Annotated in this window: 20 protein-coding genes; 9 read left to right on the forward strand and 11 right to left on the reverse strand. The window is 37.6% G+C overall.

Annotation, left to right across the window (positions count from 1 at the left end; translation table 11 throughout):
* Positions 1 to 9: 9 nt before the first annotated feature.
* From SJY44_RS04645 to SJY44_RS04665, 5 genes are all read right to left on the reverse strand, one after another.
* On the reverse strand, positions 10 to 363 hold the full coding sequence (locus tag SJY44_RS04645) for a hypothetical protein (RefSeq protein ID WP_396591466.1): 354 nt from the start codon (positions 361 to 363) through the stop codon (positions 10 to 12).
* Complete coding sequence (locus tag SJY44_RS04650; protein ID WP_396591467.1) at positions 326 to 1,762, reverse strand: NADP-dependent isocitrate dehydrogenase; 1,437 nt, start codon at positions 1,760 to 1,762, stop codon at positions 326 to 328. The genes SJY44_RS04645 and SJY44_RS04650 overlap by 38 nt, the downstream gene beginning before the upstream one ends.
* 155 nt (positions 1,763 to 1,917) lie before the next feature.
* Complete coding sequence (locus SJY44_RS04655) at positions 1,918 to 2,232, reverse strand: hypothetical protein (protein WP_396591468.1); 315 nt, start codon at positions 2,230 to 2,232, stop codon at positions 1,918 to 1,920.
* Positions 2,233 to 2,286: 54 nt separating this feature from the next.
* Positions 2,287 to 2,670, reverse strand: coding sequence for a hypothetical protein (locus SJY44_RS04660; RefSeq protein WP_396591469.1), 384 nt, complete (start codon positions 2,668 to 2,670; stop codon positions 2,287 to 2,289).
* Between the two features lie 2 nt (positions 2,671 to 2,672).
* Entirely contained in the window at positions 2,673 to 3,047 is a 375-nt protein-coding gene (locus SJY44_RS04665; RefSeq protein ID WP_298924202.1) for a hypothetical protein, read from the reverse strand.
* Between the two features lie 148 nt (positions 3,048 to 3,195).
* Here SJY44_RS04665 and SJY44_RS04670 point away from each other — a divergent pair, with 148 nt between their 5' ends.
* From SJY44_RS04670 to SJY44_RS04695, 6 genes are all read left to right on the forward strand, one after another.
* Complete coding sequence (locus tag SJY44_RS04670; RefSeq protein WP_396591470.1) at positions 3,196 to 3,882, forward strand: TetR/AcrR family transcriptional regulator; 687 nt, start codon at positions 3,196 to 3,198, stop codon at positions 3,880 to 3,882.
* A complete protein-coding gene (locus SJY44_RS04675) occupies positions 3,875 to 5,542 on the forward strand; it encodes a peptidase domain-containing ABC transporter (RefSeq protein WP_396591471.1) in 1,668 nt (555 codons plus the stop codon). The genes SJY44_RS04670 and SJY44_RS04675 overlap by 8 nt, the downstream gene beginning before the upstream one ends.
* Before the next feature lie 7 nt (positions 5,543 to 5,549).
* Positions 5,550 to 6,902 carry an HlyD family secretion protein gene (locus tag SJY44_RS04680; RefSeq protein WP_396591472.1) on the forward strand — a complete coding sequence of 451 codons (1,353 nt, stop codon included), beginning with the start codon at positions 5,550 to 5,552 and terminating at the stop codon, positions 6,900 to 6,902.
* Positions 6,886 to 8,301, forward strand: a complete 1,416-nt coding sequence (locus SJY44_RS04685; RefSeq protein WP_396591473.1) for a TolC family protein — start codon at positions 6,886 to 6,888, stop codon at positions 8,299 to 8,301. Before SJY44_RS04680 ends, SJY44_RS04685 begins: the two co-directional genes overlap by 17 nt.
* A gap of 56 nt (positions 8,302 to 8,357) precedes the next feature.
* Positions 8,358 to 9,215, forward strand: a complete 858-nt coding sequence (locus SJY44_RS04690) for a YitT family protein (protein ID WP_396591474.1) — start codon at positions 8,358 to 8,360, stop codon at positions 9,213 to 9,215.
* Positions 9,216 to 9,331: 116 nt separating this feature from the next.
* Complete coding sequence (locus tag SJY44_RS04695; protein WP_396591475.1) at positions 9,332 to 9,964, forward strand: thioredoxin family protein; 633 nt, start codon at positions 9,332 to 9,334, stop codon at positions 9,962 to 9,964.
* Here the strand turns inward: SJY44_RS04695 and SJY44_RS04700 are convergent.
* The 6 genes from SJY44_RS04700 to SJY44_RS04725 form a co-directional block, all read right to left on the reverse strand.
* The gene (locus SJY44_RS04700; RefSeq protein WP_298924214.1) at positions 9,947 to 10,666 is read right to left on the reverse strand and encodes a hypothetical protein; all 720 of its coding nucleotides are present in this window, start codon (positions 10,664 to 10,666) and stop codon (positions 9,947 to 9,949) included. The two genes, SJY44_RS04695 and SJY44_RS04700, sit on opposite strands and share 18 nt — an antisense overlap.
* An 87-nt stretch (positions 10,667 to 10,753) precedes the next feature.
* A complete protein-coding gene (truB, locus tag SJY44_RS04705) occupies positions 10,754 to 11,440 on the reverse strand; it encodes a tRNA pseudouridine(55) synthase TruB (RefSeq protein WP_299168241.1) in 687 nt (228 codons plus the stop codon).
* 41 nt (positions 11,441 to 11,481) lie between these two features.
* Positions 11,482 to 12,276, reverse strand: coding sequence for an undecaprenyl-diphosphate phosphatase (locus SJY44_RS04710; RefSeq protein ID WP_298924218.1), 795 nt, complete (start codon positions 12,274 to 12,276; stop codon positions 11,482 to 11,484).
* A 1-nt stretch (position 12,277) separates the two neighbouring features.
* On the reverse strand, positions 12,278 to 12,541 hold the full coding sequence (locus SJY44_RS04715; protein ID WP_298924219.1) for a DUF3098 domain-containing protein: 264 nt from the start codon (positions 12,539 to 12,541) through the stop codon (positions 12,278 to 12,280).
* Between the two features lie 9 nt (positions 12,542 to 12,550).
* Entirely contained in the window at positions 12,551 to 13,429 is an 879-nt protein-coding gene (locus SJY44_RS04720; protein ID WP_299168238.1) for a permease-like cell division protein FtsX, read from the reverse strand.
* Positions 13,430 to 13,526: 97 nt separating this feature from the next.
* Complete coding sequence (locus SJY44_RS04725; protein WP_396591476.1) at positions 13,527 to 15,401, reverse strand: T9SS type B sorting domain-containing protein; 1,875 nt, start codon at positions 15,399 to 15,401, stop codon at positions 13,527 to 13,529.
* 98 nt (positions 15,402 to 15,499) lie between these two features.
* Here SJY44_RS04725 and SJY44_RS04730 point away from each other — a divergent pair, with 98 nt between their 5' ends.
* The 3 genes from SJY44_RS04730 to ald all read left to right on the forward strand — a co-directional run bounded on the left by SJY44_RS04730 (position 15,500) and on the right by ald (position 20,220).
* Positions 15,500 to 18,427, forward strand: a complete 2,928-nt coding sequence (locus SJY44_RS04730; RefSeq protein WP_396591477.1) for a leucine--tRNA ligase — start codon at positions 15,500 to 15,502, stop codon at positions 18,425 to 18,427.
* 102 nt (positions 18,428 to 18,529) lie between these two features.
* Positions 18,530 to 18,784: a SemiSWEET transporter gene (locus SJY44_RS04735; RefSeq protein ID WP_298924227.1), complete on the forward strand. Its 255-nt coding sequence runs from the start codon at positions 18,530 to 18,532 to the stop codon at positions 18,782 to 18,784.
* 335 nt (positions 18,785 to 19,119) lie between these two features.
* Entirely contained in the window at positions 19,120 to 20,220 is a 1,101-nt protein-coding gene (gene ald, locus SJY44_RS04740; protein WP_298924229.1) for an alanine dehydrogenase, read from the forward strand.
* Positions 20,221 to 20,253: the final 33 nt, after the last annotated feature.

Consider the following 20,253-nt stretch of genomic DNA (forward strand, 5'->3'; position numbering starts at 1 on the left):
TGGCTAACATTATCTAAGGACTATTTCAACAGTACTATGTATTTCTAGTTTTTGTCCTTTATTTCTAGCCTTTACCACCAGCTCTGTTACCTCTTTTTTTGCTTTTTTAAGAGCCTCTATTCTTTTTTGCGATTGCTCTGGGTCACTGTTTTGGGTTTCCTTCAAATTTAATGACTGAACCGTGTGAAACTTTATTTTGTAATTGAGCAATGATAAGAGCACTTCTGCCGATTCCGCAGGTTCAAACAGCCCCTCTACCAAACGAACATTAAATGCATCAACAGCACCCTTTTGAGGAATGGTTTTTTGGGGTACTAATTTGCGCTTATTGCCCTTGAGCCATTGAAAAAGCTTGCTTTCCATCAAAAAAGTAAAGGTTTTCAGTTTTTATTACATCTATGTTGTTCACAATTGCCGAATTAAGTATGTTGAGAATTTCTATTTTCTCAACATTTGCATCTGTTGATGTGGCAAAGCGACATCTCCAATGATCTGTACAGAAAGTCTCTTCAAAGCCATTGGGCCAAACCTTGACACCTCTGTTTGTAATAACTTGAAGTGCTAATTGGTTGCTTTCCAAGGACTGCAGTTGCAATGCTATCTCATTGGGATTGGAGCCTGGCCAATGAACAAAGATATCGACCCCTTTTAGCACTTTGGAAACAGGCTGTTTTCTTATCGTTCTTGGAAGATTTAGGGGTCCTGCTTGGTTATAGGAGACACTCTTTAAGGTTTTAGGGCTTTTGTTAAGATTTGAGATAACTGCCTCGGCAAATTCTTTGGTGCCAAGCTTTTGCTCACTTATTTTTTTGTCGTAAATATCATAAGTATGCATACCATCTTCCATGGTCTTGAGCCAAGCATTTTCAACTTTTTCTGCAACGGTGTTCTGGCCTAAATGGTTCAGCATCATTACAGCACCTTGTAATAGTCCAGATGGATTGGCCAGATTTTGTCCAGCCCTTCTCGGTGCAGAACCATGAATTGCCTCGAACATAGCACATTGTTCACCTATATTGGCAGATCCTGCCAGTCCCACGGATCCTGTTATTTGAGCAGCGACATCAGATAGTACATCACCGTATAAATTTGGCATAACAATCACATCAAAATTCTCAGGAGTGTCTGCGAGTTTTGCGGCACCTATGTCAATGATCCAGTGTTCGTTAACAATATCCGGGTATTCTATGGCAATTTCATTGAAGACCTGATGAAATAGGCCATCCGTCTGCTTCATTATATTATCTTTTGTAAAGCAGGTAACTTTTTTTCTATTGTATTTTTTTGCATATTCAAAAGCATATCGCACTATTTTTTCGCAACCCGGTCTGCTGATGAGCTTAAGACACTGAACCACTTCATCTGTTTGTTGATGTTCTATACCAGCGTATAAGTCTTCTTCGTTTTCCCTAATAATGACCACATCCATTTTGGGATGTTTGGTCTTTACAAAAGGATGAATGCTGCGACATGGCCTTACATTGGCGTAGAGTCCTAAGGACTTTCGAGTCGTTACGTTGAGACTTTTATAACCACCACCTTGTGGAGTGGTTATTGGTGCTTTTAAAAACACCTTGTTTTTTCTAATAATGTCCCAGGATTCTTTTGTTATTCCGGAAGTATTGCCCTTTAGATAAGCATTTTCTCCAACTTCAATTTCATCGACTTCAAGCTGTGCTCCGGCTGCTTTAAGAATTCGCAAAGTGGCATCCATAATTTCAGGGCCAATTCCATCACCTTTTGCTATAGTAATTCTATTCATGTTTTAAATATTTCATACAAAAGTGCAAATATGTTATCATATAATTTTATTTATATTAATTATGAAAAACATTAATAAAATTTATGTATAAATGATTTATTACACCGGCGGATTTAAATAACCGGATTGTAAGGTCTAGTCTTTATAATCGTTCCTTATGTCTTTTCAGTACTTGATCTAAGATCTGCACTTTGAGCTTCATCCATATAAATTATGGGCATAGCATAAATAAGAGGAAGATTTTCTGCAAACTTTTTTTTAATGCGTTTATTTATTTTGTTGAATAACAATGCTTTTGTTGTACCCATTACCAAGGTCTGTTCAAGACTTTCCTTTTGACCATTCTTTAATCGTTTATGGAGTATTTTATTTGAGACTAGTGCATTGAGCATTAATTTTTCATCGATAAGAAAATCGACTATATCATTTGCTTGCGGAGGGGAGTCGCATATAATATGAATTAAAACCATACGAAATAATTAAGCAGCCACTTACCAAATGGGCGGTCTTCATTATAAATTAGACTAGTTTATGAGCGCTTCTTTTTTCTGATGGTCATTTAATCTCATTTCGCCACTGCCAATTGCAGTTTTCAGGTCGGCTGTCAATGTTCTGTAAGCTTTAAAAAACTTTTTCCCGTCAGACCTCTTAAATGTAATTATTGGATTGCCGCTACTTGATATTTTAGTAATGGTAACAATTGAGCTTTTTAAAGTTGACATATTGGGGATACCACCACGCTTGATAATGAAATTTTTGCGAGGCACATTGATATTCTGATATGAAACACCAGTTGGCTCACCTATAACAAGTTGGTCACCAACCTTTACCAAATCAGTATGGTTTTCTTGCGCATTTAAACCATTTGCGAACAAGGAGAACATTAATAAAAACAGGATAGATTTCATAACTACATAGATTTATTGTTTTCAATTTTTTCTTTAACCAGAATGGCCTTTATGGTAGGTTTGTAACCATAAAAATTCCTTCCGTCCTCTCTTCTTAGAACAACCTGTGTACTTCCGTCAGGCATAACATTCATCTGATCTATTACCACAATATTTCCATGAAAATTCATTGTAAGTCCAAACCCTGAGGAAGAATTTAGGTGGTTGTCAACCATTACAATATCAGAATATGGAATCTCGAGTAACATCCCTTTTTCTGAATCACCTCTGCTCTCAGCAAAGTGTTTAAAATTTATATGCTGTGCTTTGTTTTGAGCCGTAACTTGTAGTCCAGAAAGTAGCATAAAACATAAATAAAATAGAACCTGTCTTTTCATAAGCTTTAGTTTTAGGACATAGTTTTAACATAAAGATAAGATTATATCAGTTATAAAAAAGCATTACTATTGTTAATAAGTAGTTAAACTATCATATGTTAATAGTAATACTGTTATATTTGTCTAAAATCTATAACGGCTTTTATTTATGGAAAGATTAATGCAATCAATTCGAATTGGAATCAATGATAAAATTTACGTAAAAGATCCCGAATCATCAGACTTAGGAAAAAGAATAATTGAACAGAGCATTTTAATGATTGATGAAATGGGCTTTGAAAGTTTCACATTTAGGAAACTGGGCGAGCGCATAAAATCCAATGAAAGTTCCATTTATAGGTATTTTGAAAACAAACATAAGCTCCTCCTTTATTTGGCTTCATGGTACTGGGGTTGGTTGGAGTATAAAATGGTCTTTGCCACAAATGGTATCACAGACCGGAGTGAAAAACTTAGAAAAGCTATTGAGATTCTTACTCAGACGGTAGAGCAAGATGTTTCTTTTTCTCATATAAACGAGGTATTGTTGAGCAAGATAGTTATTAATGAATACTCCAAATCATACCTAACGAAAGAGGTAGATCAGGAAAATAAGGATGGCTACTTTATAATATACAAAAGGCTGGTAAATCGCTTATATGAAATGATTGTATCACTTGATGGTGATTATCCTTACCCTTCTAGTTTAGCAAGTACGGTTTTAGAAGGAAGCCTGCATCAGTATTTTCTTAAGGAGCATTTTCCCATGCTAACAGATTGCAACCAAACGACCACCCCAACACAATACTTTACAGACATGGTCTTTAGGATCGTAAAACCAAAAAACAATGCCTAAAAATATTCTTACTGCTTGGCAGCGCCTAATGGGCATGCTGGCATTGGATAAGAAAGATGTGCTTCAAGTTTTTTATTATGCCATTTTTGCTGGTATAGTAAATCTTTCCTTGCCCCTTGGTATACAAGCAATTATTAACTTAATACAAGGTGCGCAAGTAAGTACATCTTGGATTGTCCTAGTCGTTTTAGTAACCTTAGGGGTTGCATTTGCAGGAGCTTTACAGTTAATGCAGATGCGTATTATTGAAAACGTACAGCAAAAGATTTTCACTAGAGCTTCTTTTGAATTTGCTTATAGATTTCCAAAGATAAAAATGAGCGAATTAAGGAACTATTATCCGCCAGAATTGGCGAATCGGTTTTTTGATACACTTACGGTACAAAAGGGTCTTTCAAAAATCTTAATAGATTTTCCGGCCGCATTGCTACAGATTGTGTTTGGGTTGCTGCTACTGTCATTTTACCATCCCTTCTTTATCATATATGGACTACTCCTATTATTGCTCATATATGTGGTTTTTAAGTTCACTGCGCAACGTGGTTTAGAAACTAGTCTGGATGAGTCAAAAAACAAGTATAAGGTGGCCCATTGGATTCAGGAAATAGCAAGATCCATAGTCAGTTTTAAACTTTCAGGTGGTACAACACACGGTATTGATAAAAATGACACTTTGGTAGCTAATTATTTAGATGCCCGCGAAGGCCATTTTAAGATTTTAGTACTTCAATTTATCCAAATGATTGGTTTTAAGGTCCTGGTAACCGCGGGACTTTTACTTATTGGAGGATTGCTCGTACTTAATCAAGAGATGAATATTGGACAGTTTGTGGCTGCAGAAATTATTATTCTTTTGGTGATTAGCTCTGTCGAAAAAATGATTTTAGGCCTCGAAACTTTTTATGACTTACTTACTTCTTTAGAAAAATTGGGGCAAGTGGTGGACAAAGAACTAGAACCACAAGATGGGGAAAAACCTTTTGCAAAAGACGAAGGATTTGTGGTTGAACTTGCGGATATTTCTTATAATGTGCCCGAAAGAGATAAGAAAATTATTGATGATGTCTCCCTGACCATTACACCTAGTTGTACCATTTTATTGCAAGGGACAAGTGGCTCGGGAAAATCAACACTCTTAAGGTTGATCGCTGGTATTTTTGAACCGGACCAGGGAAAAATATTTGTAAATGATGTTGCATTACAAGGAGTAAACCTTAATTATTACCGCTCTCATCTGGGAAAGTCATTAAGCGAGGAATCTCCATTTGAGGGGTCACTGCTTAACAACATAACATTTGGGAATAAGAATATTTCCCAAGAGGATGTGTATTGGGCATTGGAGAAAACAGGATTGACCCAATTTGTTAAAGAACAACCACAAGGATTGAAAACAGTTTTATATCCCGAGGGGAAACAATTACCGTATACCATTTCTAAGAAAATTGTTTTGGCACGTAGTATTGTTACAAAGCCTAAGCTACTTATCCTAAAAGACCCATTAGACCAATTTGCAGAAAATGAAGCTACGGAAATCATGGACTTTCTAACGGATGGCTCCAATGGATGGGCGTTGGTTATAGTAAGCGCAAACCCAAAATGGATAGAACGTTGCGGGCGCATTATTACTATGGAAAATGGAAAATTGATTAACGAAAGATAGAAAGACAATGCTAAATATATCACCAAATAAGTTAAATGAAAAGGTTGACATTAGTGGCTATAAGGCGGTTGAGAAAGTTTTCTATAGAACGCATTATAAACACTTTAATCGGTTTTTGGCTGCTTTTTTTGTAATCGCCTTCATTATCCTTTTCCTGCCTTGGACCCAAAATATTACAGGGAAAGGTTATTTAACTACATTAAGACCCGATCAACGGCCACAGACCATTCAATCACCTATTCCTGGGAGAATAGAAAAATGGTATGTTAGCGAGGGAGATTATGTAAAGAAAGGGGATACCATTCTCTTTATCTCTGAGGTAAAAAGTGAATATTTTGACCCAAATTTGGTGGAACGTACAGGACAGCAAATCAAAGCTAAGTCAATGGCGGTTACATCTTATGAGGGAAAGGTAGAAGCACTTAACATGCAGATTGGCGCAATATCCAATGAGCGTGGATTAAAATTGGAGCAGGCAAAGAACAAGTTACTTCAATCTAGATTAAAAGTTCAGAGCGACAGTATTGATTTGGAAGCTGCAAAGACCAATATTTCTATTGCGCAAAGACAATACGACCGTGTCGTTCAGCTTGAACAAGAAGGATTAAAGGCTGTTACAGATGTTGAAGAAAAACGTTTAAAGTTGCAGGAAACTCAAGCCAAACTAATCTCACAAGAAAATAAACTGTTGGCGAGCAAGAACAATGTCATAAATGCACAAGTAGAAATTAGTAGAGTACAAGCGGAGTATACGGATAAGGTTTCCAAAGCACAGAGTGATATGTATACTGCACAGTCCAATCAATTTGATTCTGAAGCACAGGTTACCAAATTAGAAAATTCATATACCAATTATGAAATGCGTAATGCCATGCTATATATTAAAGCCCCTCAGACTGGGTTTATCAATAAAGCAATACAATCGGGCATTGGTGAAACTTTTAAGGAAGGAGACAGATTAGTCGGTATTATGCCTTCCGTGTATGATATGGCCGTAGAAACCTTTGTGGAACCCATAGACTTACCGTTATTACATATAGGAGAAAAGGTCCGTATACAGTTTGATGGTTGGCCTGCTATTGTTTTTAGCGGTTGGCCCAATGTTTCCTTTGGGACTTTTGGTGGGGAGGTAGTGGCCATAGAAACTTTTATAAGTGACAATGGGAAATATAGAGTTTTACTGGCTCCAGACAAAGAAGATCAACCATGGCCCAAAGATATACGTGTGGGCTCAGGGGCCAATACCATGGCATTATTAGAAGACGTTCCTATTTGGTTTGAGCTATGGAGACAGCTAAACGGGTTCCCTCCAAATTATTATCAACCTGAAAATAAAGTGGCCGATGTTAAAAAGAAATAAGCAAGGAATCCAGATATGGATACTCTTTTTTCTATCCATTTTTTGGGTTCGGGCACAGCAAGATTCTATCGTACTCAATTTTAACGAGTACTTGGGCTATGTAAAAAAGTACCACCCCATTGCCAAACAAGCCCAGCTGAACATAGCCATAGGACAAGCTAATTTAATGAAAGCACGAGGAGGATTCGATCCAAAAATTGAAGTGGATTATGACAGAAAGGACCTTAAAGGGACAGAATATTGGGATAGATTAAACACAACGTTTAAAGTTCCTACTTGGTTTGGAATTGAGTTAAAAGGAAATTTTGAGCAAAATCAAGGGGAACACATAAACCCAGATGAAGAAGTTCCTGAAGATGGCTTGTATAGCGCTGGGGTGTCAATGTCCTTAGGAGAGGGTTTTTGGATAAATGAAAGAATGGCCACCCTTAAAAAAGCGAAATTCTTTAGAGAGCAATCAAAAGCTGATCAGGATTTGTTTGTAAACCAGGTATTGTACAAAGCTTCTTTAGCTTATTTTGATTGGCTCAGGGCTTACAAAGATGCTATGATTTTTAATGATTTTCTTCAAAATGCTGAAGTGAGATTTGAAGGAGTTAAGCAAAGTGCTCTAGCCGGGGATATTGCTATAATAGATACCGTTGAAGCTAAGATTGCTGTTCAGAATAGGGCTTTGAGCCTGGAGCAGGCCAAAGTTAGATTGATGAAAAAATCTTTGGAACTTTCCAATTTTCTATGGATTAATGATGTGCCTGTAGAATTACAACCGGAGGTAATTCCTGATGAAAATGTGGAGAGCGAGATTGATGTTACCTTAGAGATCATGGGTAAACCTTTGGATAGCTTTACGCTGGAAAATCACCCCAAGCTTAGATCTTTGGAATATAAGATTGATGGTTTGGTTGTAGATAAGCGATTAAAGGCAAATAAGTTACTGCCCATATTGGATGTTCAGTATAATTTCTTGACAGAATCTCCTGATCAAATAAACTCTTTGGACATTGACAATTTCAAAGGTGGGGTAAGTTTTCGTTTTCCCTTGTTTTTGAGGAAAGAACGAGGTGATTTAAAATTGGCAAAGTTTAAGCTACAAGATGCACAATTTGAGCGGGACAATGCACAGGTGGAAATTCAGAATAAGGTCATTGCTATTTATCGTGAATTGGATTCGTACATTACACAAAACCAATTAATTGCCAATATTGTAACAGATTACAATACCTTGCTGAATGCAGAAGAGCGGAAATTCAGTTTTGGTGAGAGTTCGCTGTTTTTGATTAATTCAAGAGAAGGAAAACTTATTGATGCGGCTCTCAAACAGAACGAGGTACAGAACAAGTTTTTTTATACAAAAGCACGATTGTTTAAGAGTCTGGCCATCAACCCAGAAATCTTATAGATACTTTAAAAAGAATCAAAAAGTGATTTAGTTTTCTTAACCATTATAAACCCACAATGAAGATACCTCCAATTTTAAAAGACCTATTTTTCATTTTAACGGGAATTTTTTCTGCAGCATTTGGTTTGGAAAGTTTCTTATTGCCAAATAGATTTATTGATGGTGGGGCAACGGGAATTTCACTATTGGTTACAGAAGTCACCTCAATTCCATTATGGATTTTGATTGTTTTGGTCAATATTCCATTTCTATTTTTAGGATATCGTGTACTTGGAAAACAATTTACCATAAAAGCGATTTTGGCAATTTTAGGATTGGCTTTGGCGTTGGTATTCATTCAATTTCCAGAAGTAACCCAAGACAAATTGTTGGTTGCCGTTTTTGGTGGATTCTTCTTGGGTGCCGGAATAGGGCTTTCAATTAGAGGGGGCAGCGTTCTTGATGGCACGGAGGTTTTAGCTATTTTTTTAAGTAGAAAGCTAGGAACAAAAATAGGGGATATCATCATTTTGATTAACATATTGATTTTTTTAGCAGCAGCCTATTTGTTATCAATTGAAGCCGCTTTGTATTCTATGCTTACCTATTTAGCTGCTTCAAGAACTCTGGATTTTGTACTTGATGGTATTGAAGAATATACAGGTGTAACCATTATATCTGAAAAAAGCGAAGAAATCAGGGTAATGATTACGGAGAAATTAGGCAGGGGATTAACCATTTATAAAGCAAGTGGCGGCTATGGAAAGAAGGGAGAGCATAATGAATATGATGTCATCTACACGGTAGTCACAAGGTTGGAGATTAGGAAATTGAACATTGAACTCAATAAAATCGATGCCAATGCTTTTGTGGTCATGAACAGTATAAATGATACCAAAGGCGGCATGGTAAAGAAAAGAGTATTGAACAAATAATATCCAAACCCATTTCCCAAAATATTGGTTTTGTAAGTTTTCAGTTAGGAATACAACCAATGATAAAAGTCAGCTCTTGTGGAGTTTTTGAGACTTAATTTTGGAAAAATTATCACATGGAAGTAATTGAAGGAAATATACAGAAAGAACGTTTAGAACTTGTTCAAAAGGGCATTTCAAACGGAATGGATTATACGGAATATAGAGATTTAGTACGTCATTTAGCCAAAAATAGACAGACTACGGGCGTTGATCAATTGGAATCACTTATCAATTACACGGAACTAAATGATCGCCGCATGAATAGATGGGACAAAACTTTAAAAGTTCCATCAGAAATTGAAGAAAAGATTTCCAAGGTAAAATCTAGACTTACCTTTTTAGTGCTAAGTGAAAGCTGGTGTGGAGATGCATCACCTAGCTTACCTGTTATGAACAAGATTACAGAACTTAATCCAAATATTGAATTTAAGATTGTACTAAGGGATGAAAACTTGGATTTAATGGATGAATTCTTGACCAATGGCAGTCGCTCCATTCCTAAATTGATTGTTTTGGATAAGGAGAAAGATGAAATAGTAAGTGAGTGGGGACCACGATCTAGTACCGCCACGGATATGGTCGAAGCCTATAAGAAAGAACATGGTACACTGACCTCAGAGTTTAAGCAAGACCTTCAGGTCTGGTACAATAAAGATAAAGGGCAGAATATTTTAAGAGACTTGGTGGAATTACTTCCTTTGGAATAAGTAAGTTATCGTTCCTATTTGGGAGGCTTTAGAATCTGAACTAAACCTTGCTTTTAATGCATAGGCAATAGCATTGTCCACCAAGCAACCATTACTTGTTCCAGAACTCTGATCGTTATAATCAGCTTCGGTAACATAGCCAGATGCGTCCACTTTTATATTAATGACCACTTTTCCGCCTTCAATACAAGTGTAAATTGGTGGTGGTAAGGAATAAGCGTTTCTTTCAATTAGAGAATATGAAATAGAAGTACGCTTGTCCTTTAAATTATTGGTAAACTCCTCTTTTTGAGCTTCGCGTTCGCCTAGCAATTGTTTTTTCTCTTGTCGTTTTTCGGCTAGTTCCTTAAGGTGTGCTGCATATTCACTGTCAGAACCAGAAAATTCGCTTTGGTCACTGTTCAAAGCGCGTTCTTCCAAAATCTCTTCAAGTGTTTTTAAAGGTTCAGGATTACCAACAGAAGGTTTAGCGGTTTCATTAAAGGCCATATGACTTTTAATAGGATCGTTATTGGCCAATTCTTCCATTCTTTCCTCTTCCTCCTTCAATAATTCTACTATATCCTCATCCGCCAAACTCATTTCAATAACATACTCTTCCTCTTGTACTCCTCCTAAATGAATGTTGAACAACAACAATATAATGAGAGACATAGAGAAAAAAGTTATTAATAACGATAACTGGTTTCTGTTTAGGTTCATGGTGATATTATAACCGCTTTTTTCTAAAATTATTTTATTCCAATGATTATGCCTAACCTATTTTTTTAAAAGTATTTAACCTTTCAATCATAGATTTTCCTTAAAAACCATAGGAGTAACAGCATTAATTACGTTGAAATCACCTATTTTGGTTCTTCTGAGCTCAGATAAATATGCTCCAGATTGTAGTGATTTTCCAAAATCATAGGCTAAAGAACGAATGTATGTTCCTTTGCTGCAGACGACTCTAAAATGGATTTTAGGCAGTTTTATTTGTGTAATTTCAAATTCAAGGATTTCTATTTTCCTAGATTTGATTTCTACTTCTATTCCTTCTCTGGCAAACTCATACAATCGCTTACCATCTTTTTTCAAAGCTGAAAACACTGGAGGTACCTGTTCAATTTCACCAAGAAACTGCTTTGTGGCAGTTTGAATAAGGTCTTCGGTAATATGATCCGTTGGAAATGTCTGGTCCACTTCGGTCTCCATATCAAAAGAAGGTGTAGTTGCCCCTAAGGTGAAGCTACCCGTATATTCCTTAACCTGCCCCTGTAGTTCAGGTATTTTTTTAGTGAATTTCCCTGTACAGATAATCAATAACCCAGTAGCTAAGGGATCCAATGTGCCAGCATGTCCTATTTTAAACTTTTTAAGGTCAAATTTTTTCCGAATGCCCCATTTTAAGGCATTAACAGCTTGAAATGAGCTCCATTCCAGTGGTTTGTCTATCAACAGGATTTGTCCGTTTAAAAAGTCCTCTTTGGTTTTCAAGCAGCGTTGAATTTAGATTAACAGGGATTTTTTGAAAGAAATCACCCCCATATGCTCCAAGCGATGGCAATAAGACCAACGATCAAGCAATAAATTGCAAAATACGTGAGCTTGCTTTGGCGTACTATTTTTAGCATCCAAGTACAAGCAGCAAGTCCTGCAATAAAGGCAGCTGCGAACCCTGCACCCATAGCAGCGGTTTCTCCACCTTCAAAATTAATATCTCCACTTAGAATGTCTTTTGCAACTTTCCCAATAATTAACGGAACGACCATTAAAAAGGAAAAACGGGCGGACTTTGATTTATCAATACCCAATAATACCGCTGTGGATATGGTGGCGCCACTGCGGGAAATACCGGGCAGCATGGCTACGGCCTGTGCCATACCAATAATAAAAGCACTTCGGTAAGAAACTCCTTTGTCCGTAGTTTTTGCCAAATCTGCCAAATACAATAAAATAGCAGTAATTATTAGCATAATACCTACAATGATAATTGCTCCATCAAAAAAGACTTCCATAAAATCCTCCAGAAAAAAACCTATCAATGCAGCAGGAATCATCGAAATGATAATCTTCAATGAAAATTGGGTCTGTTCATTCCATGTAAATTGAAAAAGCCCTTTTATAATGTCCCAAACATCTTTTCTGAAGACAACAATGGTGCTCAATGCCGTAGCAAAATGTAAAACCACGGTGAACAAAAGACTTTCCTCTGGAAGGGAGTTACTTCCCAGAATAGCTTTTCCCAATTCTAAATGTCCACTTGATGATACAGGTAAAAATTCGGTCAGTCCTTGAATTATACCAAGGATAATAGCATCTATAATATCCAAACTATTTTTTGTTTTTGTCAGGGTTCAACAAAATGGCATATACCTGAATTCCAAGCCCAATAAGAACTAAAGTAGGGGCCAAACGGATTCTTCTAAAACTGTATATGTCTGGATTAAATACATTGGGGTCGTCACTACCACCCCCGGTCATTAAAATAAACCCTAGAGCAATAAAAGCTAGCCCTATAAAAAGAAAGAGGTAGTTTCTTTTTTGGAAGATAAATTGGGAGGTTGGTTTTTGTACGTTCTTATTTTTCTTACTCATGGTGTAAAGTTAATAATAAAGATCATCTGTCCTTAAATTCAAAAAGCGCTGGGTGGCAATATGCGTGCTTGCCCAAGAAATGATGACTCCAAGCCCAAAAACCCCTACAAATAGAGCTATTAAAACAATAAAATCTTGAAACAAGTTTAGTTCTGGGAAATTTATGTTTACATAGTAAAGGACAATTGCCAAGGCTATAAGCGCAAGTGTTGCCCCCAACATTCCCAGTTTAATATTCGTCCAAATAAAGGGTCTTCGGATAAATGTTTTGGTTGCCCCCACCATCTGCATGGTTTTAATAATAAATCGCTTTGAATAAATAGAAAGTCGGATAGAACTATTGATCAGCAATACTGCTATTAAAGTAAAGGCAGCGCTGGCAAAAAGAATCCACAAACTTATTTTCCGCACATTATCATTGAGCAAGGAAATCAATGGTTTGTCATAGCTTACTTCATCTACATAAGTTTTAGCGGCAATACCACTGGCAATTTCTTCAATCTGTTCTGGTGATACAAAGTCTGCCCTCAGATTGACATCAATGGCGTTTTGAAGGGGATTATAGCCTAAAAATTCAATAAAATTCTCACCAATGTCCTCGCTATATTGTTCGGCCGCATCTTCCTTGGTAATGTAATTGGCCGACTTTGTATAGTCTGCCATGGCCAAACTTTTTTGCAATTGTTCTATTTCCACAGGCTTGGCATTGTCCTTTAAAAAGACTGAAATAGTAATTTGTTCCTTAAAATGGTCTGCCAGTTTTTTGGTATTCAGTACCAAAAGCCCAAGAGCTCCAAGTAAAAACAAAACTAATGCGATGCTCAAAACCACTGAAAAATATGAGGTAATCAGCTTTCTTCGTTGATATCGTTCAATATATTGACTCATAAAGGAAAATCAGTATGTAAAAATAGAAAAGTATGAATTAACAATTGTATAATTCTGGACTATTGCACTGTTTTATCTTTATTATGATATAATAAAATCAACGTTTGAGCGTAAAATGCCCTTTGAACAAACTGTTCCCAACTTTTACAGTGTACCAATAATCGGATGCAGGTAGAGGTCTGCTATCAAAAGTACCGTCCCAAGAATAGTCTTTCTCTTTGGATTGTGCTATAAGTCTTAAGTTTCGATCAAAGATGTTAATTTCATAGTCGTCGGTGACTTGAATTCCTTCTGGGATAAAACGTTCATTTATGCCATCACCATTTGGGGTAAAAAACCGGGGTATTACCAAATGGACGAATGGAAATCGAAGCACACCGCAAAAGTTCTTCTGTCTTATGTAAGCAACGTATGCTCCTCCCAAAAGGTTTTGAAAATTAGGACTTTCTTGATAAACGATGCCATCAAGGGAATATTCAAAATCACCCCCAATTTGGGTGAGAATGGTCAAATCTCTGTGATCAGAAACTATCCTATCCACTATGGGCTTGTCAATTTGAGAAACTTCAATCACCTTTGTGGCGCTGCAGCCGTTGCTGTCTGTTACCATTACCGTATATTCTCCTGGCAGAGTAACAGTTATTTCCTGAGTGTTTTCCATAGTGCTCCAAGAATAGAGGGAATTGGGTAAATCTGCCGATAAGACCAAGGATTCCCCTTCGCATAGAATCAACGCTTCATTTTCTAAGATGGGCAAATCATTATAAAAAATACTTACCGCCGTCCTAGAGTCGGATCTACAACCTGCTATTTCGGATACCGCTTCTGCGTAATAGGTGCCATTTATAGTAGTTTCATAAAACAGGCTACCAGTCTGTAAAAGGGTCCCCCCAACTGGGGCATCATACCAATTTGTTGTAATACCGTTTGGAGTGGAAACGGATACCCCTCCAACAACATCCTCACAAAGCGAAACCTCTCCCAAAGAAGTTGGAGGCATAGGTCTTTCTTCAATAATGACTTCAAAAACATCAGATACCGCACTACAATTTAAATTGGAAAGGTTAATAGGGTCTTCTGCTACCTTTACTCGATATAATGTTGTGCTAGAAATTAAAGGTGATGTCAGGCTTTGAGCGGTTTCACCAATAATATCGTTCCAAGTTGTACCATCTGTGCTTTCTTGCCATTGATAGGCATGAGTGCTGTAAATAGAAAAATCGGGTGTCGCGTTAAGATCAACTGATATAGGAACGTTTTCTTCGCATATGGCAATACTTGTATTATCTAAAGTATCGGCAAGGGTTATTCTATCGCCACAGGCCCTAAAAACAATGTCATCGATGGCCAGGTCATTACCGCAGCCACCTATCCCATTGTTGAGCATTTTCAAAATAACCGAAGTCTGCCCAGGTAATGTTTGAAAAACCAAGGCGTATTGTTCCCATATTGCTGTGGACGTGCTAAAAATATTTCCAGTGTCTCCAGTTGCCAATAAATTTGTGTCGGTATTGTCCCAAATCTGAAACCTTACATTTATTGGAATACCATTGCCACTGCAGCCGGCACTTGGCAGAAGGTTTATCAACCAAGATGAAAACTCATATGAAGTATTTTCGCATAGCCCGTTGATGGTTCTTCTGAAAAACTCACCGGATGTAAAACTTGCATTTACAATAAAAGCTTTGCCATTTGTGTCACCAGGAGTATGGTCATTTGTATTAAACCAATCAAAAAAATTAGTTCTGCTGGATATGGTATAATTTCCATCAACAGGTTCCAAAGGACCTCCATTTACATAGTTGTATGTAGTTGCTCCTGCCGGCAATGGAGGGCCGTCTTGTAACCCAGTCCCAAAAGTTTCCGTAAAAATTGGGTCTCCAGAATTACCACTGCAAAAACCCAATTGAGCCTTTGACTTTTGAAGAAAAAGCAATGAAAATAGTAAAGAAAAGAGTAAGTGGTTTCGCAATGGACGTAAGTAATATTGGTTTTGAATAGGCTTGCCTAATCTTTTCCGCTTTAAGGGATTAAACCTATTTTTGCCAAATTAAAGAAGTAAGATATAAAATGAACTACAATTTCCGTGAAATTGAGGCCAAATGGCAAAAGTATTGGGCAAACAACGAAACATTTAAGGCGTCCAATAATTCCAATAGACCCAAGTTCTATGCACTTTCTATGTTTCCCTATCCTTCAGGGGCCGGACTGCACGTAGGGCATCCATTGGGTTATATTGCCACGGATATCTATGCCCGCTACAAAAGACATAAGGGGTTTAATGTATTGCACCCTATGGGGTACGATTCTTTTGGTTTGCCTGCAGAGCAATACGCCATCCAGACAGGGCAACACCCTGCAATTACCACAGAAACCAATATAAAAAGATATCGAGAACAGTTAGACCAACTTGGTTTTTCGTTTGATTGGAGTCGCGAAGTGCGCACCTCTGACCCCAATTATTACAAATGGACCCAATGGGTTTTTATCCAATTGTTTAATTCATGGTACAATAAGAATACAGATAAAGCTGAGGCGATAACTGATTTGATTTCCATTTTTGAAAAAGAAGGAAACGCAATGGTAAATGCTGCTTCTGATGATGATGCCCCGATTTTTAGTGCGGAGGATTGGGCCAATTTTTCAGAAAAAACCAAGCAAGAATTATTGCTAAAATATAGATTGACGTATTTGGCCGATACTGAGGTAAACTGGTGCCCTGCATTAGGGACGGTTTTGGCCAACGATGAAATCGTCAATGGCGTTTCGGAACGGGGAGGACATCCCGTTATCCGAAAGAAAATGACACAATGGAGCATGCGCATTACCGCTTACGCCCAACGTTTGTTAGATGGTTTGGACACGATTGATTGGCCCCAGCCGCTAAAAGATTCACAGACCAATTGGATTGGTCGTTCAGAAGGAGCCTCTGCCATTTTTAATGTCATTTCGAGCGCAATCGAGAAGCATCAAATAGAAGTCTTCACCACTCGCCCAGACACTATTTTTGGAGCTAGTTTTATGACCTTGGCTCCAGAACATGAATTGGTTGCAAAAATCACTACCCCAGAACAAAAAGAAGCTGTAGAAGCTTATGTGGAAGCTACGGCAAAGCGCTCTGAGCGTGATAGAATGGCTGATGTCAAAACCATATCAGGAGCGTTTACAGGTGCTTATGCGGAACATCCATTTACAAAAGAACCTGTTCCTATTTGGATTGGGGATTATGTTTTGGCAGGATATGGAACAGGGGCAGTGATGTCAGTTCCATGTGGCGATCAACGCGATTATGATTTTGCAAAGCACTTTAATATTCCCATTCCCAATATTTTTGAAGGAGTGGATATTTCTGAAGAAGCGTTTGCTGATAAAGAAAAAACGATTATTGCCAATTCAGACTTTTTAAATGGACTGCCTTATAAGAAAGCGGTAAAATTGGCGATATATGAATTGGAAAAACTAGGCCAAGGCCAAGGAAAGATAAATTACCGTTTGCGAGATGCTGTTTTTAGTCGTCAACGGTATTGGGGAGAGCCTTTTCCTGTGTACTATGTGGACGGAATGCCGCAAATGATTGCAGATAAACATTTGCCTTTAAAATTACCAGAGGTTGAAAAATATTTGCCAACTGAAACAGGGGAACCCCCTTTAGGAAACGCTACGATTTGGGCTTGGGATGCCAAAAACAATAAAGTAGTGTCCAATGAGATGCTGAAACAAGTTCAGCATGACGAAGCTGGTCATTCCGAACTTGATTCGGAATCCCATACAGGAGTGTACCCATTGGAATTAAACACTATGCCAGGTTGGGCAGGAAGTTCCCAATACTTTAACCGTTATATGGATGCTCATAATGATGAGGCCATTTATTCACAAGACGCCATTGACTATTGGGAAGATGTGGACTTGTATATTGGAGGTAGTGAGCATGCTACTGGGCATTTGTTATACTCCCGTTTTTGGCAGAAGTTTTTGTTTGATATAGGAGTTGCTCCAAAAGATGAGTTTGCCAAAAAATTGATCAATCAGGGGATGATTACGGGGACGAGCGCTTTTATTTACAGAACTAATATTGATAATAAAATCACTTTTGTTTCCAAAGGAAGAATTAAAGAGCTGGGTAGTTATTTGGTTGAAATGATAGAAGGAAAAGAACTTGATTTGAGGCCTCAAAATTACGGGGCTTTGCAAAAAATCCATGCAGATGTTTCCTTGGTTAATGCTTCGGATGAGTTGGATATTGACGCCTTTAAAAAGTGGCAACCGGAATACAAGGACGCTGATTTCATTTTGGAAGACGGTAAATATATTGTTGGACGCGAAATCGAAAAAATGTCTAAATCCAAATACAATGTCGTCAACCCAGATGCCATTTGTGAGGAATATGGAGCAGATTCATTACGTTTATATGAAATGTTCTTGGGACCATTGGAGCAATCCAAACCTTGGAACACGGCAGGAATAACAGGGGTTCATTCTTTCCTTAAAAAATTATGGAAGTTATATGCTACGGTTGATGAAAGCATAGAACCTTCAGCAGAAAACTTAAAAACCCTGCACAAGACCATCAAAAAAGTGGAAGAGGATATTGAGCATTTCTCCTTTAATACTTCGGTATCTACTTTTATGATTTGTGTAAATGAATTAACCGCTCAAAAATGCATAAGCAAAGCGATTTTGGAGCCTTTGGCCATTTTGGTTTCCCCCTATGCGCCGCATATTGCAGAAGAACTTTGGGAGAGATTAGGGCATTCACAATCCATTGCAGAAGCACCTTTTCCAAAGTTTGAAGAAAAGTATTTGGTAGAGAGCAGCAAAGAATATCCCATATCCTTTAATGGTAAAACGCGCTTTACTATGGAACTGCCTTTAGACATGGGTAAAGATGATATTGAAGCCGCAGTTATGGCGCATGAAAAGACCCAAGCGCAGTTGCAAGGACGTACTCCTAAAAAGGTAATTGTAGTTCCTGGAAAGATTGTGAACATTGTGGGATAAAATTTTTAAAATAGTGTCATGTTGAGCCCGTTGAAGCGTATTGATTGTTAATATTGTCTATACTTCGACAAGCTCAGGATGATATCATAAAATAAAATGTCCATGAAAACCTTTGAAATTATAGGCCTTATTGCGGCCACATTGACTACATCTTCATTTATTCCGCAGGTTTATAAAGCATGGAAGTATAAATCAACAAAAGACATTTCTTTGGTTATGTACCTTATACTCTTTATAGGTAGTGTGTTATGGTTGTACTATGGACTTATGATTCAAAGTGTACCTGTAATTATGGCCAATGGTATTACAAGCACTTTGGTGGCCTTTGTGGTTATTTTAAAATTAAAACATAAGTAGTCCAATACTGGGCAGGGAAACCCATTGTTTGGAGTACATTCTCGATTAAGGTACATTTTGACAGCATAAAAGCTCCCGCCCAATAATGACGGGTTTTTTATCTTATTGTTGGCTTTATTTATACTCTTATTAAGAATTAGATATAGATAGACGTCATATTTTCGAGATACTATTCTTAAAGAACATATTTATTTTAGTAACACCCCCTATTTATTGAGGGTTAAAATATTAAAAAACATATTTTTTATCCTTTAACCCCTATTTTTTATCGATTTAATTTCTTGGTTTGTTTTTTTTGTAACACTTTTGAAGTGTAAATAGAAAAAAGTAACAAAATGATTGTAGGTGTACCTAAAGAAATCAAGAACAATGAAAGCCGAGTTGGGATGGCACCAGCTGGGGTTTTTGAATTGGTAAAGAATAACCATACCGTTTATGTGCAGTCAGGAGCAGGTGAAGGAAGCGGTTTTTTCAATCAAGATTATCAACAGGCAGGGGCCACAATTTTGGACACTATAGGTCAAGTATACGCTATGAGCGATATGATAGTGAAGGTCAAAGAGCCAATAGCAGAAGAATATAGACTTATTCAAAAAGGGCAAATTGTATTCACATATTTTCATTTTGCATCAAGTGAAGCTTTGACTAAAGCAATGATTGCAAGTAAATCTATTTGTATTGCTTATGAAACAGTTGAAGATGAAGAAGGAACACTACCACTTTTAACACCAATGTCAGAAGTTGCAGGACGTATGGCGATTCAACAAGGTGCAAAGTATTTGGAAAAGCCTGTTAAAGGAAGAGGTGTGCTCTTAGGAGGAGTTCCAGGTGTAGCGCCTGGAAGGGTTTTGGTTTTGGGAGCAGGTACCGTAGGGATTCAAGCTGCAAAAATGGCAGCAGGGTTAGGGGCGCATGTTACCATTTTGGATGTTAATATGAAACGTCTCCGTTATGTAAATGATGTAATGCCTAGCCATGTAGTCACGGAATTTTCAAGCGAATTTAATATCAGAAAACACATACAAACCCATGATTTAATTATTGGAGGTGTACTTTTAAAAGGAGCAAAAGCCCCTAACCTAATTACTAGGAATATGCTCAAAGAAATGCGCCCAGGAACTGTTATAGTGGATGTTGCTGTAGATCAGGGAGGCTGTGTAGAAACTACTAGGGCCACTACCCATGAAGACCCGGTATATATCATCGATGATGTGGTGCACTATTGTGTTGCAAATATGCCTGGGGCAGTCCCTTACACTTCTACAGTTGCCTTGACGAATGTAACACTGCCCTATGTATTAAAGTTGGCCAATATGGGATGGCGTAGTGCCTGCAATTTGGATAAATCTCTTGCAAAGGGTTTAAATATAATAGAAGGTGAAGTGGTCTACGAAGAAATTACGGAAGCGTTTAATTGGGAACCTACTCTTGTCTAACGTACAAATTGGCAGTAAAAAAGCCCTGCCCAA

The sequence above is a fragment of the Allomuricauda sp. R78024 genome, assembly GCF_044596045.1.
Taxonomy (GTDB): Bacteria; Bacteroidota; Bacteroidia; order Flavobacteriales; family Flavobacteriaceae; genus Flagellimonas.